This is a genomic window from Algoriphagus mannitolivorans DSM 15301, from assembly GCF_000429425.1.
GTDB lineage: Bacteria > Bacteroidota > Bacteroidia > Cytophagales > Cyclobacteriaceae > Algoriphagus > Algoriphagus mannitolivorans.
The window spans coordinates 185,731-212,292 of record NZ_AUBV01000001.1 but is presented as its reverse complement, the minus strand read 5'-3'; the positions used below and the strand labels follow the sequence as shown (position 1 = coordinate 212,292).

Sequence of the window (26,562 nt, the reverse complement as noted above, 5' to 3'; positions counted from 1 at the left end):
TTTTCTTCAGATTAAGATCCAATTTTCACCTTGTTCCTTTTCATTGCCCAATACGCCGTAACGAAGTAGGTAACTGTACAGACAAATCCATAGAAATAAAAGGTTTCCCTGTTGACGAGATAGTCCTTTTCCGTAGCGCTGCCAAATAAAACCTTTGCTGCCAATACCAAAGTAATTGCCAAAGCAGTCACCGCCACGACTTTTAATGCTTTTGTAAACAAAGAATTGTCCTTTGGAGGGGTTGGTTCTTCAGCAGCCAACTTTTCGTGGTATGCATCAACCAGTTCATTGAACTCTTTTTCCTTGGCTTCTGCTTCTGGATAGGCTTTTTTGGCACCATAAAGACCCGCTAAAAATGTATATAAAATAGTAGTGAAGAACCACGTTGGTATAAACAGGTAATAGAAAGACATGACATCTAAAAAGTTTAGACCAAAACCAAATACCAAACCCAATCCCCAAGAAGCAACAGCGGGTATGCTGCTCAGGTACTCTTGATATTTTGACCAATAACGTGTATATCCGATTTTGGGAAAAACTTGATGTTCAGCAAACACAATAGCTCCGACAGGAACCACCAATAGGCCAGCATAGGTCAACAAGGGAAGTATCTGGGAGAACACAAATGGAAAACAAGCTATGATAACCATAGCAATTCCCACTACCATGGTGGTCTTTCTACGGGAGAAACTGGAAAATATGGCTTGTGCCGCTAATCCTGCCCGATAGAGATTGGTGATGGCGGTTGTCCATCCCGCCACAATAACGATCACAAACCCCGACCAGCCTAATGCGTAGTAGGCTACATCACCGGGGTCAAGTTCCACAATGGTTTTACCTAGGATCACGGCAGCACCAGCCCCCATAATTCCGGCGGCAATCCAAGCGATATAATGACCAAACAGCATTCCCGTACTTGTTGCCAATCCATAGGATTTCTTCTTGGCGAATCGCAATAAGGCCATATCAATCAAACCAAAATGTGTGATGGTATTTGCAGCCCACCCAAAACCGATTACTTCCACCAATCCTATACCAGATTCTCCATCACTATTTATACCTGTCCATATAGATAAATTCCCAATATCCACAAATTCAGACCAGCTTCCAGGAAGCGGTTTCTCTAAAACACTTATAGAAAGAGCAGGGAGCAAAACCAATGCACCGCTTGTAAACATAGTAAATAGCCATGGTGCACAAATTCCTGAAAAATCAGAAACGGCATTAAAACCATAAATGGCGACATAGACCACAACCATACCGACCAAGAATACAATTAATATGAACCAGAAGTTTGTAGGATACCAATTGAGTTGGGCAGGAATATCAAAGGCGAATCGCACTGCCGTTGCCGAAACTGTTACCATTGCCGCTGAAATCACCGTGAAGATGAGCACATTGGCCCAATCGTACAGAAATGACATTTTCTTACCTGCAATCTTTTTGAGATAGGTATAAAGGCTCAAACGGGTGTCAACCGCAATCGGAGAAGTAATCAAAGTCCAGCTTAATACGGCCAATATGTTTCCAATGAGCAGACCAATGACTATATCCATGGTCTTGGCGCCTAGAGCCACAAAGGTGGCTCCTATGACAAACTCGGTTGCTGCCACATGTTCAGCCGCATATAGCCCTGCAAAATGTGTCCAGTCGTGAAGTTTATGTCTTGGAACAGGAAGCTGTTCTTCTTGAATCTCTTTAAGTTGAGAAAATTCTGTTATTTCTTTCATTTACTTGGTTTAATTTTGACGTAAGGCACCACAACGTTTTTGCGTATATAACTTGTGACGGTTTTCGAAGCAGTTACTTGTCGGCTTGCACCAAATATACTTAAAAACACTAAGCTTGAATTTACCACATTCCTCGCCATAAGTTATATACGCTGTTGTGCGTTCGGTTTTTTTGTTCTTGGTATTAATAATATTCTTTCGGGTTTAGATATTCTTAGAAGTTTTAATTCTTTTAAAAAAAAATTATCTACAATAAATCTTACTACTGATTGCCATTCGTTTGTATATCGCGCATGAATACTAATAATGTTTATACACAAGCCGACTGCTACAATAGTATAGGGTATAGGGCTTACCTTCTTTCTTACATCATTTAATAAAAGGAGTAATACTATACTGATTCCAAAATATTCAGAGATAAAAAAGGCATTAAATTCAAGAGACGGTCCAAAAATGATAATCAATAATCTGGAAGAAATAGCTCCCAAAATTGTAAACGCTGTGCCAATCATGTAACGCTTGTGTTTAAAGACATCTTTTTTATAGATATTGGCAAGCGAGTAGAAAATCAAAAAATTGAATGGAGTAAAAATGTTTAATGACTGCCAAGCTGCTGCATCTTTAAACGGCATTACATCGACCATTTTGAGATAATTTAGCTTTGTAATCAATATCATAGAAATAAACACTAACGGTGCGGTGAAATTTGAAATTTTACCAATAAGTCTATGAGTCTTGAAATTGTTTTTGATGATAAGATAGGGTTGAATAATCAGTATCGCCACCCAAGATACCATCAGAGCTCCATGTATGTGATGTATCCAACTAAATTCATGAAATTGAGGAAAAAATCGCAAATAGGAAGGGTGAAAGGCTACCTGCATTAAAATAAATAAAATTACCATAGCCATAAAAAAAGCTTTGGTTGAAAAGTCTAGTGTTTTATTTGCCTGAATCATTTTTTTTCGATTTTTAGCAGGTGTCTTTTAAACTGACGCACAACTTGTTTATAGTTACCTAATTATAGTGACTAGCTTTCCAATTTAGGATGCTAGTCACTAATTTCTGGTTTTACGCCTTCCTTTCCATCACCATCACCACCCGATTTGGTACATAAAGATGGATTTGTTGGTCCTTATCCGTTGGGTAGGCGATTTGTTGATCCAAGCGATCAAATCCTCCATACTTCTTCTCATCCGACTGGAGTACCAAGTGGTATGTTCCTGATTCAGGAACCCGAATAGTGTACCCGAAAAACGACTCGGTTGGGTGGAAGGAAAATACAAAAATCAAGTTACCCCTATGGTAAGCCAGAATCTTTTTATCCGGATCAAGGTAGAGCTGCACTGCTGGGCCGGCATTTAAGATTTGGTGTTGTTGAATCAGCTGAAGCATGGCCTTGTCCCAGGCATCCAGTTGCCGATAACGAAGGTGTGGAGTATCTACCAAGGACCATTGACGTCTTGCATATTGGTAGCTCCAGTCGTTGCCCAAGCGGGGGAAGTCCACCCATTCCGGATGCCCGAATTCATTCCCGATAAAGTTGAGGTAGCCTTCACCACCCAGGGAAATGGTGATCATTCGGATCATTTTGTGTAATGCAATTCCCCGGTCTACGACAAGGTTTTGCTCTAGCACTGACATGGAAAAGTACATTTCCTTGTCCATCAGCCAGAAGGCAATGCTTTTATCCCCGACCAGTGCCTGATCATGGCTTTCTGCATAGGCGATGGACTTTTCTTTCTTGGGTCGATTGGTCAGCTCATGCCAAAGCTCAAACATATCCCACTGCTCGTCCAGTTTGTGCTTCAGGGTTTTGATCCAAAAATCCGGAATCCCCATCGCCAATCTGAAATCAAAACCGATTCCCCCATCAGCTACCGACCTACAAAGCCCAGGCATTCCGCTGACCTCCTCGGCAATGGAGAGGGCATGTGGCTTTAGGCCATGAATTAGGGTGTTTGCCAATTGGAAATATAACAATGCATCTTCATCTATTCCCGAGTCGAAATATTTCTCTGCAGAATCAAAAGAAGTATGCCCATGATGGTGATACAACATAGACGTGGCTCCATCAAATCTGAAACCGTCGAAGTGAAATTCCTCCAACCAATATCGGATATTGGAAAGCAGGAATTGCTGGACTTCCCATTTTCCATAATTGAAAAGCTTGGAATCCCATCCCTCATGGTAGCCTCTTTCTCCGGGATGGAAATAGAGATCGTCCGTGCCGTCAAATTCATTCAGGCCTTCGTTGACATTTTTTACAGCATGGGAATGGACAATATCCATGATCACTGCGATACCCATTTGGTGAGCAGCGTTGATCAGGGACTTCAATTCCTCTGGAGTTCCAAATCGAGAGGAGGGAGCGAAAAAGTTGGACACGTGATAGCCAAAGGAACCGTAATAGGGATGTTCCATGACTGCCATCATTTGGATGGCATTATAGCCCCCAGCTTTAATTCTTGGGAGGATTTTTTCCTCGAATTCTTTGTAGGTGCCCACACCGAGCTTTTCCTGAGCCATACCCACATGACATTCGTAGATTAGGGGCATTTCAGCGGCTTTTTTCAAGGAAAAATCTTGATCAGTCCAATTGAATTCTTTTTTGGGAAACCAAAGTTGCCCGGCAAAGTCATGAGTTTTTTCGTCCTGAACTACCCGGGTGATATAGGCGGGGATGCGATCTAGGTCTGTATCATTGGCCCCAATGACCCGAACTTTGATTTTACTCTCATGGACGAAGGTATTTTGGTATTGCTCGAGAGGGAGAAAAATCTCCCAATCTCCCCGATGGTTTTTTCGCAGAGGATGAGAATTTCTATCCCACCAGTTGAAGTCTCCCATCAGGAAAAGTGCCTTGGCATTGGGTGCCCATTCCCGATAGACCCATCCATTTCTTACTTTATCAAAATGAACTCCATAATATTCGTGCATTCTGGCAAACTCCAGAATGCTTCCAGAATAGTCATTGATAGCCCTGATAGCGGATTGGAACTGTTCGTAGCGCTTTTGGATGACGGGAGCATAAGGCTCTAGCCAGGCTTCGTCTTGGAGAATTGGTAATTGATTTTGGCTCACGAAAAAGTAGCGATTAGTAATTTTTGAATTTATGAAAAAATGTATGGATTGGAAGTCAGAAATTGAAAAAGCCACCTTTATCGGTGGCTTATTAATCAATGTTTTTCGTAAACCATCTCCGGTTCCAAAACTTCTACATTTCCAGCCTCATTGATTTGATCTAGGTGAACGGTTTTTAATTCGTTGATCAGCATGGGGTCATACTTGGCAGCTACCCGAATGTAGTTTTCAGTGAAGCCATTCATTTTCCCATTTTCCACATCCTCTTCAAAAAGAACGGTGAAAGTTTTGCCTAGATTTTCCTCATAAAACTTCCTTCTCTTTTTCTCAGAAAGAATGCGCAACATTTTGGATCTCTCGTTTCGCTTTTTCATCGGAACGACTCCATCCATTTCTATAGCCCTGGTATTTGCCCGTTCGGAATAGGTGAATACGTGGAGATAGGAAATATCCAGGTCGTTCAGGAAGTTGTAGGTTTCGAGGAAAAGTTCATCCGTCTCACCGGGAAAACCCACAATCACATCCACACCGATACAAGCATGGGGCATTAAGGTTTTGATTTTGGAAACTCGGTCCTCGTATAGCTCCCGAAGATATCGACGGCCCATTTTTCTCAATATGGTATTAGAGCCAGACTGAAGAGGGATATGGAAATGTGGGACAAAGCGCTTGGAGGTGGAGACGAATTCAATGATCTCATTCGTCAGCAAGTTCGGCTCTATAGAGGAAATTCTGAATCGATCGATTCCTTCCACTTCGTCGAGAGCAAATACCAAATCGGCAAATCGCTCGTTTCTTTTTCCTTCTACAATTCCAAAGTCACCGATATTCACCCCAGTCAGGACGATTTCTTTGACATCTGTCGCTGCGATTTCTCTAGCTGAAGCCAAAACTGATTCTATGGTATTGCTTCGGCTTTTTCCTCTAGCAAGTGGAATAGTACAAAAAGCACAGCCGTAATTACAGCCATCTTGGACTTTTAGAAAAGTCCGGGTTCTGTCATTAATAGAGTAGGCGTTGTTGAAGGATTTGGCTTCCGTGATTTCACTGGCCAATACTTTAGCGTCTTGCTCCTTGGCAAAATCTCCAAGCAGTTCATGCAATCTGAATTTTTCAGCAGCACCTAATACCGCATCCACTCCTTCAATTTCAGAAATTTCGGTTGGCTTCAGCTGAGCATAACACCCGATGATGGCTACATAGCTATCCGGGGAGATCTTTTTGGCCTCTTTGACGATTTTTTTACACTTTTTGTCTGCATTGTCTGTGACAGAGCAGGTGTTGATGATGAAAATGTCGGGATTTTCCTGAAAATCGACTTTCAGAAAGCCTTTTTCTTCAAATTGTCTGCTGATTGTGGACGTTTCTGAGAAATTTAGCTTGCAACCGAGGGTATAGAAGGCAACTTTTTTCACAATTCTGGAAAGAAGGATGATTTTGCAAAGGTAAGTATTCCCCTTCTTTTTTCAATTTTCCAATTTTGGAGAGTAAAACACACTTTTTTTCAGGTTTTGGATGTAAAAAGACCGGCTTTTTTTGAAAAAAGTGGAAAAATTTCAAAAAATGACCTCAAAAATAGCCGACTTGCAATTTCGCATACATATTTTTCTATTTTTGTGGGTGTATTCTTAAACCACAGATTGTAGATATGGCAACATTAAGACAGCAAGCCTTGACAATGGTACAGGCTCGGCAGAGGGTTACAGTAACCCCTCCATCTTCCAAGATTTCAGATTACTTCGGCACCAATGTGTTTGGCCCAGCCCAAATGAAGCAATCTTTAGCCCCTTCCGTTTACAAAAAAGTAATGGAAGCTATTGACAAAGGCACCAAAATCGATCCTTCTACTGCTGAAGAGATCGCTTCTGCGGTGAAAATTTGGGCGATGTCCAAAGGGGTGACCCATTACACTCACTGGTTTCAGCCATTGACAGGATCTACAGCTGAGAAGCATGATTCATTCTTTGATATGTATGCTGGAATGGAGAAGTTCAGAGGTTCTGCCCTAGTACAGCAGGAGCCAGATGCATCTTCCTTTCCAAATGGCGGTATCCGATCTACTTTTGAGGCAAGAGGATATACAGCATGGGATCCTTCATCTCCGATTTTCATTTTCGAAAAGACGCTTTGTATCCCAACCATCTTCGTGTCTTACACAGGTGAGGCGCTGGATTATAAAACTCCCATGCTGAAGTCAATGGAGGCAATCAACGAGGCGGCAGTGGAAATTTGTCAGTTGTTTGACAGAAATGTGAAGAAAGTAAATCCTTCTCTGGGTGTTGAGCAGGAATATTTTGTGGTGGACAAGGCTTTGTTTGCAGCAAGACCTGATTTGGTGATGTCCGGGAGATCTGTTTATGGCCATACTCCGGCTAGAGGACAGCAGTTGGAAGATCACTATTTTGGATCTATCCCTACCAGAGTTAAAGACTTCATGATGGACTTTGAGATCGAAGCTCACAAATTGGGTATTCCGGTTTCAACCCGTCACAATGAGGTGGCTCCAGGTCAGTTTGAGGTGGCTCCTATCTATGAGGAAATCAATAAAGCCATTGATCACAACCAGTTGTTGATGGATGTGATGGATAAAGTTGCTGAAAAGCACAGTTTGAAGGTCTTGTTCCACGAAAAGCCATTTGCCGGTGTAAATGGATCCGGAAAGCATAACAACTGGTCTTTGATCACTGATACAGGCGTAAACCTTTTCCAGCCAAGCAACTCTGCCAGAGAAAACCTTCAGTTTTTGACTTTCTTGGTCGCTACTGTAAAAGCGGTTTATGACAATGCTGATTTGCTAAGAGCAAGTATCGCTTCTGCTTCCAACGACTTCCGTTTGGGTGCAAACGAAGCTCCTCCGGCAATCATGTCCGTGTTCTTGGGTGCTACCTTGACTGAGCTTTTGGACGAATTGGAGAAAAACGGCAATGTGAAAATCGAAAAAGGTGATAACATGTATATGAAGCTGGGTATCTCCAAGATCCCAGAAATCATCCTAGACAACACTGACCGAAACAGAACTTCTCCTTTTGCCTTTACCGGAAATAAGTTTGAATTCAGAGCGGTAGGTTCTTCTGCCAACTGCGGCGGTCCAATGACTACTTTGAACGTAATCGTAGCGGACGTTTTGAAGACGATGGTAAAAGACATCGAAAAAGAAATGAGCGCAGGCAAGGAAAAGAAAATTGCCATCGTCAATGTGTTGAGAAAATACATCAAAGAATCTAAGAAAATCAGATTCGAAGGTGATGGATATTCTGAAGAATGGGCAAAAGAAGCTGAGAAAAGAGGTCTTTCAAACTTGAAGTCTACTCCAGAAGCTTTGGACGTGTATTCCAGAAAGGCTACCAAAGAGCTTTTTGAAAGACACAATGTTCTCAATGGCGTTGAAATTCATGCGAGACATGAGATCATGCTGGAAGAGTTTATCAAAAAGGTGCAGATTGAAAGCCGTGTAATGGGTGATTTGGCTTTGAATCACATCATTCCTACTGCTATCCTTTATCAAAACAAGGTAATTGAAAATGCCAATGGTCTTAAAGGCCTAGGTTTGGACAACTCCGCAGCGGTAGATACAATCAAAGAATTGTCTAAGCATATTGAATCCTTGAAGTCTGACATCACTGCCATGACTGAGGCAAGAAAGAAACTCAACAAGGAAGATGATATTGTGAAGCGTGCTAAGGGCTATCAGAAAGAAGTGAAAGAAGCCTACTTCGATAAAATCAGATATGCCGTGGATAAATTGGAGCTTTTGGTTGACGATGAAAGCTGGCCATTGGTGAAGTATAGAGAAATGCTTTTCATTAGATAAAAGCAAAATTAATACAATGCGAAAGCCGTCTCAATTCAGTTGGGGCGGCTTTTTTTTGGGTTTTGGAGTCTAGTGGAAATGAAAGCTTGGGCACAAAAATTAAATGTGTCTAAGAATAATTGGCTTTTTCTTAGTGAAGATTGTATTTTTTAAAAAAGGTTCGGAGGATAAGAGGTTATTTTTGTCTTATCGGGGGAATTGATTGGTAAATATCAAGTAATGCCTCAGATGAAATTGAAAATAAATGCTGCTATGAGTTTACTTTTTTAAAAAAATTAATGATTTGTTCAGTTGTTGATAAAAAAAATTAAAGATAATTTTTGAGTAATTGCTTGAAATCTCTAGCTTTAGCCCATCTACTTCAAGATGATTTCTTGGAGTATTTGGGTTTTTAGGATTTTTCTTTCAATCCAGCTTATCCTTTTCGATTTGAACTCTTATTAAAAAATATATGGTGAACTGTTTACAAAATCATTTCCCCTTAACTCATCCGGGATTCCGGGTATTCCAATCAATTTTATTAATAACCTTTTAATGCCAGCTATGAGAAAGTTTCTTACAAGTGCTTTCGCTTTGGTAATGGTGCTCGGAATTTCTTTCGCAGCCCAAAGCCAACAGAGAGTGTTGAGGGGAAAGGTCACTGCATCGACAGATGGTCTTCCCATGCCGGGGGTTACAATCCTCGACAAGAGTAATCAAAGGGGTACCACCACCAATGTGGATGGTGAGTATTCCATTTCGGTAAAGGATCAGTCCGTTTTGGTATTTTCCTTTATCGGATTTACCTCCCAAGAATTTACGGTAGGTAATCGATCTGAACTCGATGTCGTTTTGGATGAAGATGCCAGCGAATTGCAGGAAGTAGTGGTGACTGCCTTCGGTTTGGAAAAGGACAAGAAGGCCTTAGGTTATTCCGTCACCCAAATCGGTGGTGATCGATTTACTGAAGCCAGGGCAATCAATGCGGGTAACGCACTCTCCGGAAAAGTAGCTGGGGTGAATGTAACTCCTCCTGCCACCGGTGCAGCGGGTTCTACTCGAGTAGTGATCCGAGGTGGATCTTCCTTGACTGGAAATGATCAACCTCTTTATGTAGTAAATGGTATTCCAATCGAGTCGGGCAACCTAGGAAACGCTGGGATGTGGGGTGGAAATGATGCCGGTGACGGTCTTTCCTCCATTTCTCCGGATGACATCGAAAGCATGTCTGTCCTAAAAGGTAATGCAGCAGCTGCGCTTTATGGTGCAAGAGCTGCGAATGGGGTAATTTTGATTACTACCAAAAGCGGTAAAGCCAGAAAAGGAGTAGGGGTTTCTTTCTCTTCTAACATTATGTTTGACAATGTTTGGGACCAAACCAACTGGCAAAGAACTTACGGCGCAGGCCGTGACGGACGAGTTTCTACTTCTCCTTCTGAGGCAATGGAAGATGCCAACAACGGCTGGGGCCCTCGATACGACGGATCTCAGGTGGTTCAGTTTGACGGTGTCACAAGGCCTTATTCTTTCACTGGTGAAGGACTGTCTGATTTCTTTAAAACCGCTTATACTTTCACCAATACCATTGCATTTGATGGTGGAAATGAATCTACCAATTACAGGTTCTCTTTCTCTGATCTAAGCAACAACGACATCATGCCGAATGCTGAGTTTGGTAGAAGAGTGGCTAACGTAAACGTCAACAGCAAGCTTGGTAAATTCACTCTAGGAGTTTCCGGTCAGTATTCCAATCAACTTGCGAAAAACAGACCTAGACTTTCTGACTCTCCGGGTAATGCCAACTTCTCCATGTTGGTGAAGCCAGGTCATATTCCTTTGGATGTCATGAAAGGCGATCCAAACAAGCCAGGAGCTAATCCGGATGGCACTGAACTGAGATATCAGCAAAACACTTTCCAGACTAACCCATATTGGGCAGCTTATCAGTTCTACCGTCAGGATGAGACCAACCGTATTCTTGGAAATGTATCCTTACAATACGATATCACCGACTGGTTGTATGTTAGAGGTCGTTTAGGATTGGATTTCCAGTCCAGAGTGGATGACAGCTCTGAGCCCTATGGTACAGCCTATAAGCCAAGAGGTGACTACAACGTGACCGAAAGAACCATCAGAGAAGACAATGCTGATTTATTCATCGGTTTCAACAAAGAATTTGGTGATTTCGCGGTGGACGGATTCGTCGGCGGTAACCGTATGAGAAGAACTGCCGAAAGCTTAAGAGGTGGTGGAAACGACTTGGTTATTCCTTTCTTCCATAGTGTGAATAATGTAGCTGCTCCAACTGTGAGCTATGGCTTCTCAGAATTTGGAATCAACTCCTATTTTGCTTCTGCCAATCTTGGATATAAGAACATGATTTTCTTGAACCTTACGGCTAGAGAAGACCAGTTTTCTACTCTTTCTCCTGAAAACTTCAAGTTGTTCTATCCTTCTGCAAGTTTGAGCGCCGTGATTTCTGACATGGTGGTTCTACCTGAGTTCTTCACTTTTGCAAAAGTGAGAGGTTCTTGGGGTCAAGCAGGGGGTGGTGCACCAAATCCATATGCACTTAATCTGACTTATGGTCTTGTAGGTAATGGACACTTAGGTGGTAATTTGGGTCAGATTAACAACGGATCTATTCCAAATGCTTCCCTGAAGCCTTACACCTCCACTGAATACGAAATCGGTGCAGATTTCAGATTCTTGAAAAATAGAATTGGATTGGATATCGCTTATTACAACAGATTGACCAAAGACGATATCCTCAATACCGGAATATCCAGTACCTCAGGTTTTGGATCGACTACCGTAAACATCGGTGAGTTGAGAAATAAAGGGGTAGAATTGCTCCTAAACTTGACTCCAGTCGCGAAGGCATTCAAGTGGGATCTTTCCTTCAACATTGCCAACAACAGATCAGAAGTATTGAGCTTAGGCAACAACGCCGCAGGTGAACCTATCGAATTTATCAACCTGGGCAACAGCCGATTGATGAGAGAGTCTATCCGCCACATTGTCGGTCAGCCTTTGGGTATGATCACAGGTTACAAGCACTTGATGATCAATGGTCAGAAGGTATATGATGCGAATGGCTTCCCTGTGACTACTGCAGGTTTTGAGACTTTGGCAGAAGGACGTCATCCAATTTCCGGTGGTATCAGCAATACTTTCAGCTATAAAGGGTTCAGATTATATACTTTGGTCGATTTGAGACAAGGTGGAAGTATGGTTTCCGGTACCAATTATTTTGGATATCTCTACGGACTTCACCAAGAAACACTTAATGGCAGACAAGGTGGCTTGACTGTATCAGGTGTGACTACTAACGGTGAGGCCAAGACTTGGACTATCGGAGCGGATCCTTCCAATGCTGCTAACTATACTTTGGATCAGTATTATCAGGCCTACGCCCGAGTTACCGAAAATATCGTCTATGATGCCTCTTTCGCGAAGTTGAGAGAATTGAATTTTGGATATACGTTCTCCAGAACCATGTTGAACAAAACTCCAATTCAGACTTTGACTTTGTCTTTTGTGGGCAGAAACTTGGCCTTGCTTTGGTCTAATGTGCCTAATGTGGATCCTGAATCTGCTTATGCAGTAGATGGAAATTCTCAAGGTTTGGAATTCTTCGCAATGCCAACCAACAGAAGTTTCGGATTTAACCTGTCGGCTACTTTTTAATCAATGGTCAAATCATAAAATAAGAGAAACATGAAATTTAAAAATAAACTAGCAACAGTCCTTCTTGCGGGTTCGATCGGGCTTTTCTCCTCTTGTGATGAGAGTGCTCTGTTGGATTTGAATGTGGACAAAAATGCTGCTACCTCTATCGATATGGCCTATCTATTCTCTTTGGGAACTTTGAGAATAGCTGGTGAATATGAAAATACCCGTGTACCCATGCTTTATGCTGCGACGATGATCCAGCATACGGCTTCTACTGCCGGATATTTTAGCGGTGATAAATACCTCTACAATGCGCAGTATAGTGGTGCTTATATGCAATCCCATTATACGAGTGTGTTAAGACTTCTTCAGCATGTGATATCAAAAACAAAAGATGATCCGAGCATGGCGAATTTCCGTGCAGCATCTATGGTGTTGAAAGCATTTGACATGCACAGAATGACGGATATCTATGGTGATATTCCCTATACTGAGGCCGGCAAAGGATTGGAAGGGCCAGAATACTGGTTCCCAAAGTATGACAGTCAAAAGGATGTTTATAATGCTATGATCGAAGATCTTTTGGCAGCAAGAGCTTTGTTCTCTTCTTCTGCAAAAGGGTTCGGTACTCAGGATTTCATCTATGGCGGTGATTTGGCCAAGTGGAGGAAATTCACCAATGCTTTATTGATGAGAATTGCGATGAGAATGAGCAAAGTGGATGAAGCCAGAGCTAAGGCTGTTTTCACGGAAGCCAATACTAATGGAGCCTTTACCTCTTTGGAGGACATGGCGACCATCAAATTCGCCTCCGGTCCTCAAGGTATCAACAGAAATGGTCTGAATGATGGATACTGGGGTAACAATAAGTACTCTAGAGATTGCAAAATTTCTGCTACTTTCTTGAACTGGATGAGAACCAATAACGATCCAAGATTGACAATTGTCGCTGGTGGAATTGGGAATCCGGATGATCCAAGCACGTGGGTGACTGATGCCGCGTCTCAGAAAGGTTTGCCAAACGGCTATACTTCTACCACTTTGAGAGCACAATTGACTCCAGATGAATTGACAGCTTACAATGCAAATGGTAACAGAATCTACTCCATGTTGAATCTGAAATACTTGGATTGGGAAGATCCGTATTACTTGATCTCTTATGCTGAGGTGGAATTGATGAGAGCTGAAGCTGCCGTAAGAGGTTGGATATCAACTGATGCCAATACGCATTTTGCTGCAGGCGTAAAAGGAGCGATTAAAGCTTGGGAATTATTCGACCCATCTTTTGCAAGAACTGAAGCCGAAATCAATACTTATATCTCCGGGAGAGGTTTTGCAACAGCCACCACTGAAAACAAACTGAGATTGATCGGTGAGGAATATTGGGCTGCTACCTACTTGAATGATATCGAGTCTTGGTCTAACTGGAGAAGAACAGGCTATCCAGCCTTGACTCCAACGAAGGATCCAAATGCATTCGAGGGTAACTTTATCCCAAGAAGATTAAGATATTGGGAAACTGAAATCGGCTCCAACCCTGAAAACTATGCCGCGGCAGTGGCAAGAATGGGGGGAGACCTTTTCGCGACCCGTATGTGGTGGGATGGAGGAAATTAATCACCATTATTCCATGAAATAGTAGGATGAGGCTTTGGGATTTCCCCAAAGCCTCTCTCTTTTTTATCTTTAGGCACTCAATCACTCAATATTTATGAAGTACCTCTTTCTTTCTCTTATTATCCTCGTTTTTGGCTGTTCAACCCGCAAGTCAGACCAAGATGATTCTCCAAAAGTAATCGTCGCCTATGTGGCTGGTTGGAAAAATATAAAAGAAGAACATATTCCAGCAGAGCGGATTACACACATCAATTACGCCTTCGCACATGTTGACAGTGCGGGCTTGATTGTACCCATGGAGCAAAAGCACCGGGAAAGAGACAGCTTGAATTTCATCAAGCTTCATAGTATTAAGGAAAGAAATAAGGATTTGAAGATTCTGGTCTCCATCGGAGGATGGACGCATAGTAAGGGGTTTTCAGACGCGGTGCTTACCGAGGAAGGAAGAAAAAAACTTACTCAATCCGGGATTGATTATTTATTGAAACATCGTTTGGATGGGTTGGATTTTGACTGGGAATATCCCGCCCTTCAAGGAGATAATAATCCGGTTCGGCCTGAGGATCGGGAGAATTTTGTGTTGATGCTGAAAGGCTTTCGAGAGGCTTTGGATTCCTTGGGGAAAGTGAACAATACCCATTACCTGACCACTATTGCATCAGGTGGGTTTAGAAAATATCTGGAAGTCAACAATCTGGCAGAAGCCCAGAAATACCTGGATTTTATAAATATCATGGCCTATGACTTCTATACTGCGGGGGATCAAAAGACCGGTCACCATGCCAACCTTTTTCCTAACGGAGAAAAAGGAAGATCTGCAGCCACTACTGTGGAAGAGCATATTGAATTTGGAGTGCCAGCTGACAAAATCGTCTTGGGAATTCCGTTTTATGGAAGGATGTGGGAAAATGTAAACCCAGTTTCAAATGGCTTGTTCCAAGCCGGTACTTATAAGATGGGACTGCCTTTCCATCAGATCTATGCCCTCAGTATGACCTCTAAGTTTAAGAGATTCTGGGATGAAAAAGCCCAGGCTCCTTACCTTTTTGCAGCTGAGGATTCTACCTGGATCACCTATGAGGACCCTGAATCCATCCAGAAAAAAGCAAAGTTTATCCGAGAGAAAGGACTGAAAGGAGGCATGTTTTGGGAAATGTCAGAAGACAATACCCGACTATTGCTGAAAGCGCTGTATGAGGGTCTTTATCCCCATGAAGTATATACAGAACGAAAAAATGAGGAAAAGATAGTCTCTTTGAATTTGAATTAATTCCTACTCAAATCTGCTCAAATTGCCCAACCATGATTTCCAGAATTTTTGCTTACATTTTTTGCCTTGTATTTTTCTTTGTCCATCCGCTTCTTTCACAAGAATACCAGCTGATTATTGTCGGGGGAGGAGCGAGTGGAACCGCTGCAGGAATCAGTGCGGGCCGGGAAGGAGTAAAAACGTTAATCATCGAAGAGACTCCTTGGTTGGGTGGAATGTTGACCTCAGCAGGAGTTTCTGCCATCGATGGCAATCACCGATTGGCAGGAGGAATTTGGGGGGAGTTTCGATCGCATCTCTCAAAGCATTATGGAGGCATAGAAAAGCTGTCTACCGGATGGGTGAGTAATACCTTATTCGAGCCTAAAGTGGGACAAGAAATTCTCCGAAAAATGGCCAATGAAGTCCCTGATTTAACACTTTCTATGGAAAGTAAATGGATTAAGGCAACCTTTTCTCAAGGAATTTGGGAAGTTACTTTTCAAAAAAACGGGAAAAATCATACTGTTAAAGCTCCAATCCTGATTGATGCTACCGAACTTGGAGATATAGCAGCTTCTTTACAACTACCCTATAGGCTGGGCATGGATTCCAGAGATGAAATAGGCGAAGAGTTTGCACCAGAGATCGGTAATGATATTATCCAAGACCTAACCTTTGTCGCGACTTTACAGGATTATGGCAAAGGAACGGACAAAACCATTCCCAAGCCTGAAAATTATGATCCAGCAGAATTTGCCTGCGCTTGTGCTCATGCGGATCCTATCACAGAAAACGCCCCTACCTTGGATTGTGACAAGATGCTGGCCTATGGGAAATTGCCGAATGGGAAATACATGATCAATTGGCCGAATTGCGGGAATGATCATTACGTGAATTTGGTGGAATTGAGTCCGGAAGATAGAGAGGTAGAAATTGAGAAAGCCAAGCAAACCACCTTAAGATTTGTTTATTATATCCAGCATGAGCTTGGCTACTCTCATTTGGGCTTAGCGGAAGATGAGTATCCTACCGCAGATGATTTGCCAATGATCCCGTACCATCGGGAATCGAGGAGATATCGTGGGGTGGTAGATTTCACCTTGCCTTATGTACTTTCTCCCTACGAAGCACCCAATCCATTGTTTCGGACTGGAGTGGCTGTAGGAGATTATACCATAGATCACCATCACAAAAAAAATCCGGATGCACCGTCAATAGATTTTATCAAAATCAGGGTGCCCTCCTATACTATTCCTTTGGGAGCTTTGGTCCCCAAAACGCATCCGGCGCTAATCCTGGCTGAAAAAAGTATTTCCGTCTCCAATATCGTCAACGGGGCTACCCGACTTCAGCCGGTGGTTTTGGGAATCGGACAAGCTGCCGGAGTATTGGCAACGGTGGCTTTGAAAGAGGCCAAACCTTTGGATCAGGTATCCATCCGGTCAGTCCAACAAAAGCTGCTGGATCATTGGGCCTATCTGATGCCATTTTTGGACATGAATCCCAAAGACCCTCATTTTAAGGCCATGCAAAAAGTTGGTGCTTCGGGGATCTTAAAAGGGGAGGGAGTGCCTTATTTATGGGCCAACCAAACTTGGTTTTATCCGGAAAGGTTGGTGACGGAATTTGAATTGATTTCCGGGCTAAAGCCGCTGTATCCTCAGCTGAAGGATTATTGGGGGGCCTCAGGAGATTACTTGACTCCAGAAAGACTTTTGATCTTTCTCCAAATGATCCAACCTGAATTGAGCGAAAAAGAAATCCAAGAGGTTTGGAAATTGAAAAATTTACCTGGAGCATTTCAAGCTAAGAAAAGGTTAAACCGGGAAGAAGTATCCGTTATTTTGGATGAAATCCTAAATTTCTTTGAAAAAGAGGTGAATTGGAAAGGGAATTATTAATCCTTCTTTATTCTCCCCGCCTTTCGATTGCCGTTTCCTTCTCTTTCCGTGAGAGCATCCCCGAGATCTTTTCTGGCTACTTCGGCAAATCCATTCATCCTTGACATAATTTCAGGAAATTGAGAAGATAGGTCTCTGGTCTCTCCCGGGTCTTTGGAAAGGTCATAAAGTTCAGCCTTTTCCAACTTCACTTGAGTGTATTTGACTGGAAGACCGTCATTTCTCATTTCTGTTCCAGATGGAATGGTTCGATAGGTATGAGGAAATACCAGCTTCCATTTTCCATAAATCACTGCCTGAAGTTCATTCTTATTGTAATAGGCATAATAGGGTTTGTCTTCCATGGACTTTCCCTGGATTAGTGGCCAAATGTCACGGCCGTCAATGGGGAAGTGAGGCAGGGGAGAGCCAGTCAAATTCGCCAAAGTCGGAAGGATATCAATAGTCATTGCCGGTTGGTTTTGGACAGTTTGAACAGGAATGGTTCCTGGCCAAGTAAAGATTGTCGGTACTCTGATTCCACCTTCCCAGGAGGTTCCTTTACCTTCTCTAAGTCCAGCCTGAAGTCCCGCATGGCCACCGTAGGACAGCCAAGGGCCATTGTCGGATGTGAAAATAATTAAGGTGTTTTCTGTTAGGCCCAAAGCTTCAAGTTTCTTTCGGATCTCACCGATAGACCAGTCAATTTCCATCATGACATCTCCGTAGAGCCCCTGTTCTGATTTGCCTTTGAATTTATCCGAGACATATAATGGAACATGCGGCATGCTATGGGCTAGATATAGAAAAAATGGCTGGTTATGGTTCTGCTCAATAAACTCCAAAGACTTTTGGGTGTACCAGGTGGTCAATTCCCGCTGATCCTCCAAATAAGCAATGGTGGTTTCTCCCTCAATCAGGGGAAGCGGGGGATAATATCCTTTGACTTCAGGATGATTGGGCCACATGTCATTGGAATAGGGTAGGCCGAAATAGCTGTCAAATCCCTGCCTTGTAGGTAGAAATTCAGGATGATGACCCAAATGCCATTTTCCCACCATCCCGGTTTGATAGCCATTGGCTTTGAGCATTTCTGCTATAGTAGTCTCATCCGGGTTTAAACCATGATTGGCGCTGTGATCTATAGCTCCATACAATTCTAGGCGATTGGCATAAGTGCCGGTCAATAATGCCGCTCTAGAGGCTGTACAAACGGCATGAGGAACATAAAATTGGCTGAATCTCGCGCCGTCTTTCGCAAGCTGGTCTAGATGTGGAGTAGTCCATCCCTTTGCTCCATAAATTCCCAAATCTCCATAGGCCAAATCATCCGCAAAAATCAATATGATGTTTGGCTTCTGAATTTCTGTGTTCGGCTTTACCGAAAGTAAGCCAGACGCTATGGTAAAAAGGAGATGTAGGAATAGATACATGGCTAAAATTGAGTTTGCTGAAGGATATATCGGGCGATTTTATCTCCCTGCTCCACTCCGTTCTCAATGGCATCCCGGTAATGAATCCCTCCATAAAGTCTGGAGATGGCAGCTTCTTGAGAGGCCTGAAGAAAGGAGTCGAAAGGTCTTTCTGGAAGTCCAAAATAGAGTTCGGAGGTGTCCAAGAAGGAGAAATTATCTCCGAAATAGGCTGTTAAAACCACAGCAGAGGCGGTGGAGATGACCGAATGCCCCGAGGTATATTCAGGAAAAGGAGGAGTTTGAAGTAAGGGTCTCCACGATTGGTCCACCTTTTGGTTGATGGCAGTTTCAGGACGGATTCTGTCGGTATCGTATTTGGCTTTCCAGCAGGAAACAAAGGCGTCATGCAAGGTCAATCCCACCAAAGCATGGATATAGGCAGTTTCGGCGAAATTCAGGTTGGCTTTTTGTGCAGCTATGCCCGTAATTCCGATCCAGTGCCCTCCTGGAGATATTTTTTTAACCCCAATTGCCATATGACCTGAGAATTCAACTTTAAAAGGATTGCAATCCCAAAAATTGGCAATCAACTTCTGTTCTTCGGTTAGGTTTTGGGTGACGGTATAGACTTCTTCCAATTGGATTTGGAATGAGCTTCCTTTATCCAAATCAAAAGGAGCCATAGGTTTTGGATCAAAATCTGTCAGATTTCGGAGAAAGAAAGTTTTCATCGTTCTCCATTCCGGTTCCACTGGTGCCATGTAGGCTGGGGGTGTTGGGTACCAATAACCTTCGCCTTCCTTTGGGGAATATCGTGGCAAGGCAGTAAGCTGGATGTAGCCATCCTTTTTTGCATACTCAAGAACAAAATCGGCTACATCTTGAGCGAAAGTCAAGTAAAGAGCCAGATCCTTCTTTTGAAATATTTTGTTTTTCAACCCCCATGAAATCCAGTCTTCCTGAGCTTTCTTCAGTAAATAACCCGAAGGAATGACTTTCTCTCCTACCAGTAACATGGCATAGATCGCAGGAAACTCAAAGTTGGTAACCCCAGAACCAGAGGCTTGAAATTTATCTGCCTGAATCGGGGTGGCTGAGAGGAAATCCGGTTTCGTAAACCGCGTACCGGATGGTTGAATAGCCAGATAACTGGCGAGTGTGGTATAGGCATAAATTCGTGCGGCCACCGGAGGACTTGCCACGTCGGTGACCATGACTTCAGTAATTTTGAAAAGCTGGTCAGCGTAGATTTTTGGCCAATCCAGTGCTTTTTTTTGAGCGATGATTGACCCTGTCAAACCTAAAATCAGGAGAAGGGAAAGGGTAATTTTTTTCATTTCACTTGATAGACGGCCGTGGGTTTTTGATTAATTCCGAAAATCAGGAAAGTCTTATCATCCTGTCTAAACTCCAGGATTGATTTGATGTCTCCTTTGATTTCAATTCCGCTTTGACTGGAAGAGAGGGGAGTGAATTCTCCGGTTTCGGACCCAAGAAGTACGAGTCCTTGACTGGCATCCATTCTCCCGATTTTGATCCTTGCCAGGGATTGATTGCCTCCCAAAATCAAATCCATAATTCCATCTTGGTTGATGTCCAAAACAGAAATAGCATATACCGGAAAGCTTTGGGCAATTCTTGGGAGCGACTTAGGCGTAAATCCTTTGCCATTATTTACCAAAACGATAGACTCCAACGTATGAATGGAAAGCTTTTGAGCCTTTTTCAACTCATCTGGAGAAAAGAGATCGCTAATTTTTGCTTTCGAATAGCTGGCATAATCGGTGAATTTGCTTCGCATGCTGACCATCTGGTCCAAGAGTTCGTCTCGGCTGGCAAAGGGATACATCCCGTCGCCCAAATAGCATTCGATGATCGGGTCAATACTGCCATTTTGATCAAAGTCGTTGGCATATAAATTCAGCGGATATTGATCGCTGGCCTTCAATTGTGAGTTTAATCCAAAGTTTCCCAAGATCAAATCCAAATCTCCATCTCCATCCAAATCAGCCTGCTTAAGGGTATTCCACCATCCTGAGAGGTTGCTTGGAAAATAGTCTTGGCTTCTCTCCACGAGTTTACCATTTTCCCAGATCAAGGCTTTCGGAGACATCCATTCTCCAACTAAAATCAAATCCTCTACACCGTCTCCATTTAGATCCTGAGCAGCTGAACCAGTCAGCATTCCAAGTTTGGCGTTTGGTAAAAATTCAGAGCTTTGATCACTAAAATTTCCCTTACCGTCATTGATGAGTGTTTTCGAGGAAGGGGATTCTGGATATTTTCCCGGTATTATTTTTCCTCCCACGAATAGATCTGGGAATCCATCTTGGTTGAGGTCCATAACAGTGGCCGTTCCGGTACTGATTAAATATTTCGGAAAATTGGACTGCGGAACCAAAACTCCTGAACCGTCATTTAGAAACAGTCGGTCCCTTAGAGATTCATCCTCGCTGAGGTAATCATGATACCCTCCGCTGCCCAGAAATAAATCAGAAAATCCATCTCCATTGAAATCCTGGAAAATTGCTACTCCATCGGAAAATTCAGAAGCGGATCTAAAGCCCCGATAGACCTCCCAAACATCCTCTTTAAAAGTATAAATCCTTGCAGGAGTGCCTTTATTGCCTCCAATAAAAATTTCAGGAAATCCGTCCTTATTCAAATCCGAACTAGCTAAAACAGGCCCTAAATGACTTGGCATAGTGACCATCAAGGGCTGCCTTTTGAAGTCGTTTACAGTGGAACTTGATGGGTTGAAATCCGGCGCTGGAATACTTTTCAGGAATTGCTGTTGGGGATTTTGTTGGGTCTTATTTGAATAATTGGGATTATAGCTGAGGTCTAAGGTTTGATTTATAGGAGTTTGGAAAATTGTTTGGATCTGTTGATCAGGCCAGGTAATTATCAGACTATCCAATTTTTTTATCTCCCCAAGCCCTAAATGTAATACCGGGCTGACAGAACTTTGAAATCCTCTCACTGGCTGCTGTTCCAAAAAATAAATTTCATCTTCTGCATAAGCCAATATGCTAGTGCCCACTCCAAAAGTATTGTTCATAGGGCCTTTCAGTCGGATTTTTATCCAGTTCCCTGTCGAATTTTGGTTTTCAAAAATATCAGCAGTTTGGTTAAGATTATTCACAACCAAGTCTAGGTCTCCATCATTGTCCAAGTCTGCATAAGCAGCTCCAGAGGAGAAGTTTTTTTCTTCAAAGCCTGCGGAATTGGAAAGATTTTGAAACGAAAGATTCCCTTGATTTTGGAAGTAATAATTATGGACTGGAGTTGAGGTCATGGAAGTGACCAAGTGTAGTGTATCAGCTTTTTCTCTTACGATGGCCTGCTTGAAGTAATAATCCCCTTTGTATTTCAGAAAATCCCGGTTGGTGTAATCCCGATAATACCCATTGGTGATGAAAAGATCTTTTTTACCATCGTTATTTCCGTCAAAAAACAAGGCCGACCAGCTCCAATCGGTATTGGAAATTCCAGCCATCTGCCCGATTTCGGAAAATTGTCCTTCACCTTGGTTAAGATGAAGCATATTTCTCATCAGCTGATGATGAAAACCTCTTCTGATCATCAAATCATATTGCTCATAATTTTCCGGGCCATATAAAAGCTTTTGGCGTTCATTGTCCTCAGGAAGCATGTCTAGGGTGAAGATTTCCTGCAAGCCATCATTATTGAGGTCTGCAATGTCTGCTCCCATGGAAAAATGCGAAATGTGGGAAAAATAGCTGCTTAGCTCATCCTTAAAGGTGCCATCTCCCTGATTGATGTATAAGTAATCTTGCTCGATGTAATCGTTGGTCACCAAAATATCCGGCCATCCATCTTGGTTGACATCGGATGAATTTACAGAAAGTCCAAAGCCCAAGGCAAAGCTTTTAATTCCCGCTTGCTCGGTAACATCGGTAAATTTTCCTCCATCATTTCTAAAGAGTTTATCGCCTGCAAAAGGATGTTTTCCAGTTCTTGCGGCATCAAATTCCATTTCATTGATGACCTGAATATTGTGGTTGAGAAGGAAAAGATCCAGATCCCCATCCCGGTCGAAATCGAAAAACAGACCTTGGGTGCTATGAGACGGATCATCCAGTCCATACGCTGATGCCTTTTCTTCAAACTTGAAATTTCCCAGATTGATAAAGAGCTCATTTTTTCTGGTTTCTACAGGACCCTTCCCGGAATAGCAGACATATATATCCAATAGACCATCTCCGTTTACATCTGCCAGACTTACTCCTGTGGTCCAGGAGCTTTTACCTTGAACTCCAGCCGTCTTGGTAATATCCTCGAATTTGAGCTTTCCGAGGTTTTTGTACAGCTTATTGGGAACCATGTTTCCCGTAAAAAAAATATCCTCTAAGCCATCATTGTTTAAATCACCTACCGCCACGCCACCTCCGTTGTAGAAGTATTCGTAGCGGAGGATGTTATTTTCCCGATCCTCCTTCAGCTGGTTTTTGAAATTTATTCCACTGGATTTCGGGTTAAGTTTTTCAAATTTGGATTGCTGGTTTTGAGGGTAAGCCGAATAGGCTATACCCCATGCCAATACCAGACAAACCATTCTGAAAATACTTAATATACTAAAGTGACTCATGGAAAGAATGCCGATTGTTCAGCATTTTTTTAGTTCAAAACGTCTTCGAACAACTTCTCATTGACCACTGCCACACCTCCTAAAAGTCCGACATCTTGGCCGAGTTTGTAGAGAGAAAGTTGTGTCTTTTCTCTTGACTTGGCCATGCTGTAGATATTCAATGCCTGTTGGATAGGAGTGATCAGGTATTGATTTGCTTCAGCCACCGAACCGCCGATAATAATGAGTTCAGGATTGAGAAGTTGAATTAAAATAGAGATTCCTCTTCCCAAGTCAAGGCCTGCTTCGGAGAGAATGGTGATAGCTCTTTGATCTCCTGCCAATGCCGCTTCTACGACCAGGCCAGGTTCCAATTCACCACTATGATCACGGACTATTCTTGCCAGAATGCTGTCTTTATCCAAAAGGATTGCTTCCTCAGCCATTCGAACAATGGCCGTTCCTGACGCAACTGCTTCCAGGCATCCTTTTTTGCCGCAGGTACAGGTGATGTCTCGGGATTCAAAGATTGGAGAATGGGAAAACTCTCCTGCAAATCCGGATGCGCCTTGATAGATTTTTCCGTCAATGATAATTCCAAGACCAATTCCCCAGCCGATGAACAAGCCAAGGACATTTTTGTACTTGTCTTCAGCCCCGAATTTAAACTCCGCCAAAGTCATCGCTCTTGCATCGTTTTCCAAAAAAACCTTCTTCTGAAACCTGGACTCTAAGTTTTCCAGAAGGGTCTTTTTTCCAAAACGAAGGTGTGTATAATTTACTCCTCCGATAGAATCGACCAATCCTGGCATGGAAAATCCGATGGCAATAATTTTCTCGGAAGGAATGCCAGTTTGAGAAATGTAGGCGTCGATCTTATCACAAAGTTCGTCAAAGGTCTCTTTTTCGTTATTCAGGGTGATTTTGTGACTTTCCTTTTCAAAGGCCATTTCATGATTGCATGAATACAAAGCCAAGTGCATGTTGAACTTGGACAAGTCCACTGAGAGCACATAGAAGGCATCTGGTGCCAATCTGTAAAGATCTGGCTTTCTTCCACCCTGGGATTCAGCTCTTCCTTGCTTGATGACCTCTCCAGAGGTCATCAGATCAGATAATAGGCTATTTACAGTAGGTAAAGAAATTCCTACTTCATTGCAGATTTCGCTGGCAGTATTTGCTCCTTTGAGGTAAAGGTTTTTGATGATTTTGATTTTGTTGAGGTAGCTTTTGATTTCTACCACTCCGTCCATTTTTGAAATGGCTTCTTTGGGATTTATCAGGTTCATATCTTCTGAGAATTGCCTCAATAAAGCTAAATTTTAGGGATCAAAAAAGCACTTAATTGAAAAAATAGACGAATGAGGAGTTCTTTTTTCTGGATAATGGAAATTCTTGTTTCTTAGGAATCTCTTTTTGAAAAGATTTAGGATTTGGGTTGGTGGGAGAGTATGTTGGATTTTGCCCATAAAAAAACCCGGGCTGTCAAACCCGGGTTTTAAAAATTTGTGTTCTAGAGTCCGTAGCTCAATCACCCTTAAAATAAACTTGAATTGTTTATAAACGTCTGCGGACCAGATGAAAAAGTAATAATAAATATAAGGCTAATTATCTAAAATCCAAATTATTATATGTAAAAATTGTTTTTCTGTAGCTGAAAAACAATTAGGTCATGGATTCTATTTTTTTGGCGATTTCTTCTGCTTCCGCCATGAGACGGTCAGAATCGGTTCTATTAGTATGGGAGAGAGTGTAAGCTTCCTTTAATTTTTTGGAATACAATTCCTGAAGCTTCTCTTTTTCGCTTTTCTTTTTGAATAGATTGAACATGGGTTTTATTTTTTTAAACCTCCAGTGTACTCCCTTTGTTTGGAGGTAAAATCGGAATTAGTTGTTTTGAACTACCTCATCGGATTTAAAGGTGACCAGGTCTTCAAGTCTTCCCGATGTATTATAATACCTCCAAGTTCCTTCTTTTTTACCATCTATCATAGCTCCTTCAGAGGCTTTTCGGCCATTTTCATGGTAATAAATCCAAAGTCCTTCCGCTTTTCCGGATTTATAGGTTCCTTCGGATTCCTTTTGCCCATTGACATAATAGGTGATTCTGGTTCCATTGCCATCCTTGAGTGTTCCCTTGTTATAGGTGGTTTTGCCATCAAAGCTGGAATAATCACTTACATTCATCAGATATCCTTCTTTCCAGAATTCCTCCTGAGTTAGTTGCTTGTTATCGTAAAACAGTCCCCAAATTCCGTCCTCTTTGCCTAGTTTGTAAACTCCGACAGATTTCAGCTGGCCACCATCGTAATAATAAAACCATTGACCATCTTCCTCACCAAGTAGGTATTTACCTTCTGCGATCAAAATGCCGATTTTATTAAAATACTTCCAAACTTCTGATTTCAGGTCATTTTTATATTCGCCTATGGAATAAAGGTGTCCGTCTGGATAAAAGCTTTGCCAAAGCCCGGATTTTGCGCCGTTTTCATATTGCCCTTTGACTGAAATCTCTCCTGAACTGTGGTATTCAAGGTATTCTCCGGTAGGAACTCCGAGATCAAATGATTTACGTTTAGATAGCGCTTTATTTGGAAAATATTCTTCCCAAGTACCTATGGCAATATTATTTTCATAGGTTTCAATTCTTGCAATCCTTCCTGTCTGATAATAATATTTCCATTGCCCGGTTCTTAATCCTTCTTGGGTAAAAAACTCTTCCGCCTCGAGGATTTTAGTCCCGGGGAAGTACCTTTTCCAATCTCCTATTTTGACTCCATTCTTGTATTGGCCTGACTCCAAGATCACATTTGGAAGATAATATCTTTTGAAATCTCCGTTGAATTGGCCTTTTGTTGCAAATGCTTCGGTGATTAAGAATCCTTCAGGACTATACTCCAAATAAGGGCCTTCCCGAAGCCCATCCTTATAAAACTCATTGATGGCTACCTCTCCAAATTCGTAAAAAGTAACCCATTGCCCCGTTTTCCTTCCTTTTTCATATTGTCCATCCACTTTTACCTGTTTTGGATCCACATATCCGGGAGCTCCTGTTTTGCCAAAGTATTCTAAATATTTTCCCACCAGCACACTGTCTTGGTAGATCATTTCTTTGGTTAAACGTCCATCTTCGTCGTAATGCCTCGAAGGTCCAAAAAGTTTACCATCCCGGTATTCTGAGGTTTCTTTCCTTTTTCCGTTCTGGTGGTATTTGGTCCAATTGCCATCTTTTTGGCCATTTTTATAAGTTCCTTCAAATAATAACCTGTTGGTTTTTGAATCATAAAATTTCCAAAGTCCTGTTTTCATCCTCCCCTCCAAAACTCCAGTGCCCACAATACTTGAGTCTGAATTGAATTGTCTAACCACTTGCGGAGTTTGAGCAAAAAGGTAGGTTTGTAGGAGAAAAAAAACTGCCAGAAGGAAGTATCTCATTTTTTGTTGAATTCGGAGTTTTAGCAAATAGATCTTTCCAGATAGGGGAAAGGTAAATCGTTACAAGTTAACGTGTGAAACTGCCACACGGTT

General features: G+C 42.3%; 15 protein-coding genes. 5 read left to right on the top strand and 10 right to left on the bottom strand.

Annotated features, from left to right (window positions below):
• Window positions 1-11: 11 nt before the first annotated feature.
• The 4 genes from G458_RS0100925 to mtaB form a co-directional block, all read right to left on the bottom strand.
• Entirely contained in the window at window positions 12-1,730 is a 1,719-nt protein-coding gene (locus G458_RS0100925; RefSeq protein WP_026950232.1) for a purine-cytosine permease family protein, read from the bottom strand.
• 143 nt (window positions 1,731-1,873) lie between these two features.
• Window positions 1,874-2,689 carry a hypothetical protein gene (locus G458_RS0100920; protein WP_026950231.1) on the bottom strand — a complete coding sequence of 272 codons (816 nt, stop codon included), beginning with the start codon at window positions 2,687-2,689 and terminating at the stop codon, window positions 1,874-1,876.
• Window positions 2,690-2,801: 112 nt separating this feature from the next.
• Window positions 2,802-4,814, bottom strand: a complete 2,013-nt coding sequence (locus G458_RS0100915) for an alpha amylase C-terminal domain-containing protein (RefSeq protein ID WP_026950230.1) — start codon at window positions 4,812-4,814, stop codon at window positions 2,802-2,804.
• A 95-nt stretch (window positions 4,815-4,909) separates the two neighbouring features.
• Complete coding sequence (gene mtaB, locus G458_RS0100910) at window positions 4,910-6,229, bottom strand: tRNA (N(6)-L-threonylcarbamoyladenosine(37)-C(2))-methylthiotransferase MtaB (RefSeq protein WP_026950229.1); 1,320 nt, start codon at window positions 6,227-6,229, stop codon at window positions 4,910-4,912.
• A gap of 233 nt (window positions 6,230-6,462) precedes the next feature.
• On the opposite strand from mtaB, the gene G458_RS0100900 reads away from it, so the two are divergent.
• The 5 genes from G458_RS0100900 to G458_RS0100880 all read left to right on the top strand — a co-directional run bounded on the left by G458_RS0100900 (window position 6,463) and on the right by G458_RS0100880 (window position 17,049).
• The gene (locus tag G458_RS0100900) at window positions 6,463-8,625 is read left to right on the top strand and encodes a glutamine synthetase III family protein (protein WP_026950228.1); all 2,163 of its coding nucleotides are present in this window, start codon (window positions 6,463-6,465) and stop codon (window positions 8,623-8,625) included.
• 543 nt (window positions 8,626-9,168) lie between these two features.
• Entirely contained in the window at window positions 9,169-12,294 is a 3,126-nt protein-coding gene (locus G458_RS0100895; protein WP_026950227.1) for a SusC/RagA family TonB-linked outer membrane protein, read from the top strand.
• A gap of 30 nt (window positions 12,295-12,324) precedes the next feature.
• Window positions 12,325-13,896 carry a SusD/RagB family nutrient-binding outer membrane lipoprotein gene (locus tag G458_RS0100890; RefSeq protein ID WP_084438795.1) on the top strand — a complete coding sequence of 524 codons (1,572 nt, stop codon included), beginning with the start codon at window positions 12,325-12,327 and terminating at the stop codon, window positions 13,894-13,896.
• A 94-nt stretch (window positions 13,897-13,990) separates the two neighbouring features.
• Window positions 13,991-15,166 (top strand): glycoside hydrolase family 18 protein, encoded by a 1,176-nt coding sequence (locus G458_RS19995; protein WP_084438794.1) that lies wholly within the window; start codon window positions 13,991-13,993, stop codon window positions 15,164-15,166.
• A 32-nt stretch (window positions 15,167-15,198) separates the two neighbouring features.
• Window positions 15,199-17,049 (top strand): FAD-dependent oxidoreductase, encoded by a 1,851-nt coding sequence (locus tag G458_RS0100880; RefSeq protein WP_026950225.1) that lies wholly within the window; start codon window positions 15,199-15,201, stop codon window positions 17,047-17,049.
• Here G458_RS0100880 and G458_RS19990 read toward each other — a convergent pair.
• From G458_RS19990 to G458_RS0100850, 6 genes are all read right to left on the bottom strand, one after another.
• Window positions 17,046-18,461, bottom strand: coding sequence for a sulfatase family protein (locus G458_RS19990; RefSeq protein WP_035467524.1), 1,416 nt, complete (start codon window positions 18,459-18,461; stop codon window positions 17,046-17,048). The two genes, G458_RS0100880 and G458_RS19990, sit on opposite strands and share 4 nt — an antisense overlap.
• Before the next feature lie 2 nt (window positions 18,462-18,463).
• Window positions 18,464-19,780 carry a vanadium-dependent haloperoxidase gene (locus G458_RS0100870; protein WP_026950224.1) on the bottom strand — a complete coding sequence of 439 codons (1,317 nt, stop codon included), beginning with the start codon at window positions 19,778-19,780 and terminating at the stop codon, window positions 18,464-18,466.
• Window positions 19,777-23,055, bottom strand: coding sequence for a VCBS repeat-containing protein (locus G458_RS0100865; protein ID WP_026950223.1), 3,279 nt, complete (start codon window positions 23,053-23,055; stop codon window positions 19,777-19,779). The genes G458_RS0100870 and G458_RS0100865 overlap by 4 nt, the downstream gene beginning before the upstream one ends.
• Before the next feature lie 29 nt (window positions 23,056-23,084).
• Window positions 23,085-24,323, bottom strand: coding sequence for an ROK family transcriptional regulator (locus tag G458_RS0100860; protein WP_026950222.1), 1,239 nt, complete (start codon window positions 24,321-24,323; stop codon window positions 23,085-23,087).
• Between the two features lie 376 nt (window positions 24,324-24,699).
• Window positions 24,700-24,864: a Lacal_2735 family protein gene (locus G458_RS21735; RefSeq protein ID WP_035467519.1), complete on the bottom strand. Its 165-nt coding sequence runs from the start codon at window positions 24,862-24,864 to the stop codon at window positions 24,700-24,702.
• A 57-nt stretch (window positions 24,865-24,921) separates the two neighbouring features.
• Window positions 24,922-26,469, bottom strand: coding sequence for a toxin-antitoxin system YwqK family antitoxin (locus G458_RS0100850; RefSeq protein WP_026950221.1), 1,548 nt, complete (start codon window positions 26,467-26,469; stop codon window positions 24,922-24,924).
• Window positions 26,470-26,562: the final 93 nt, after the last annotated feature.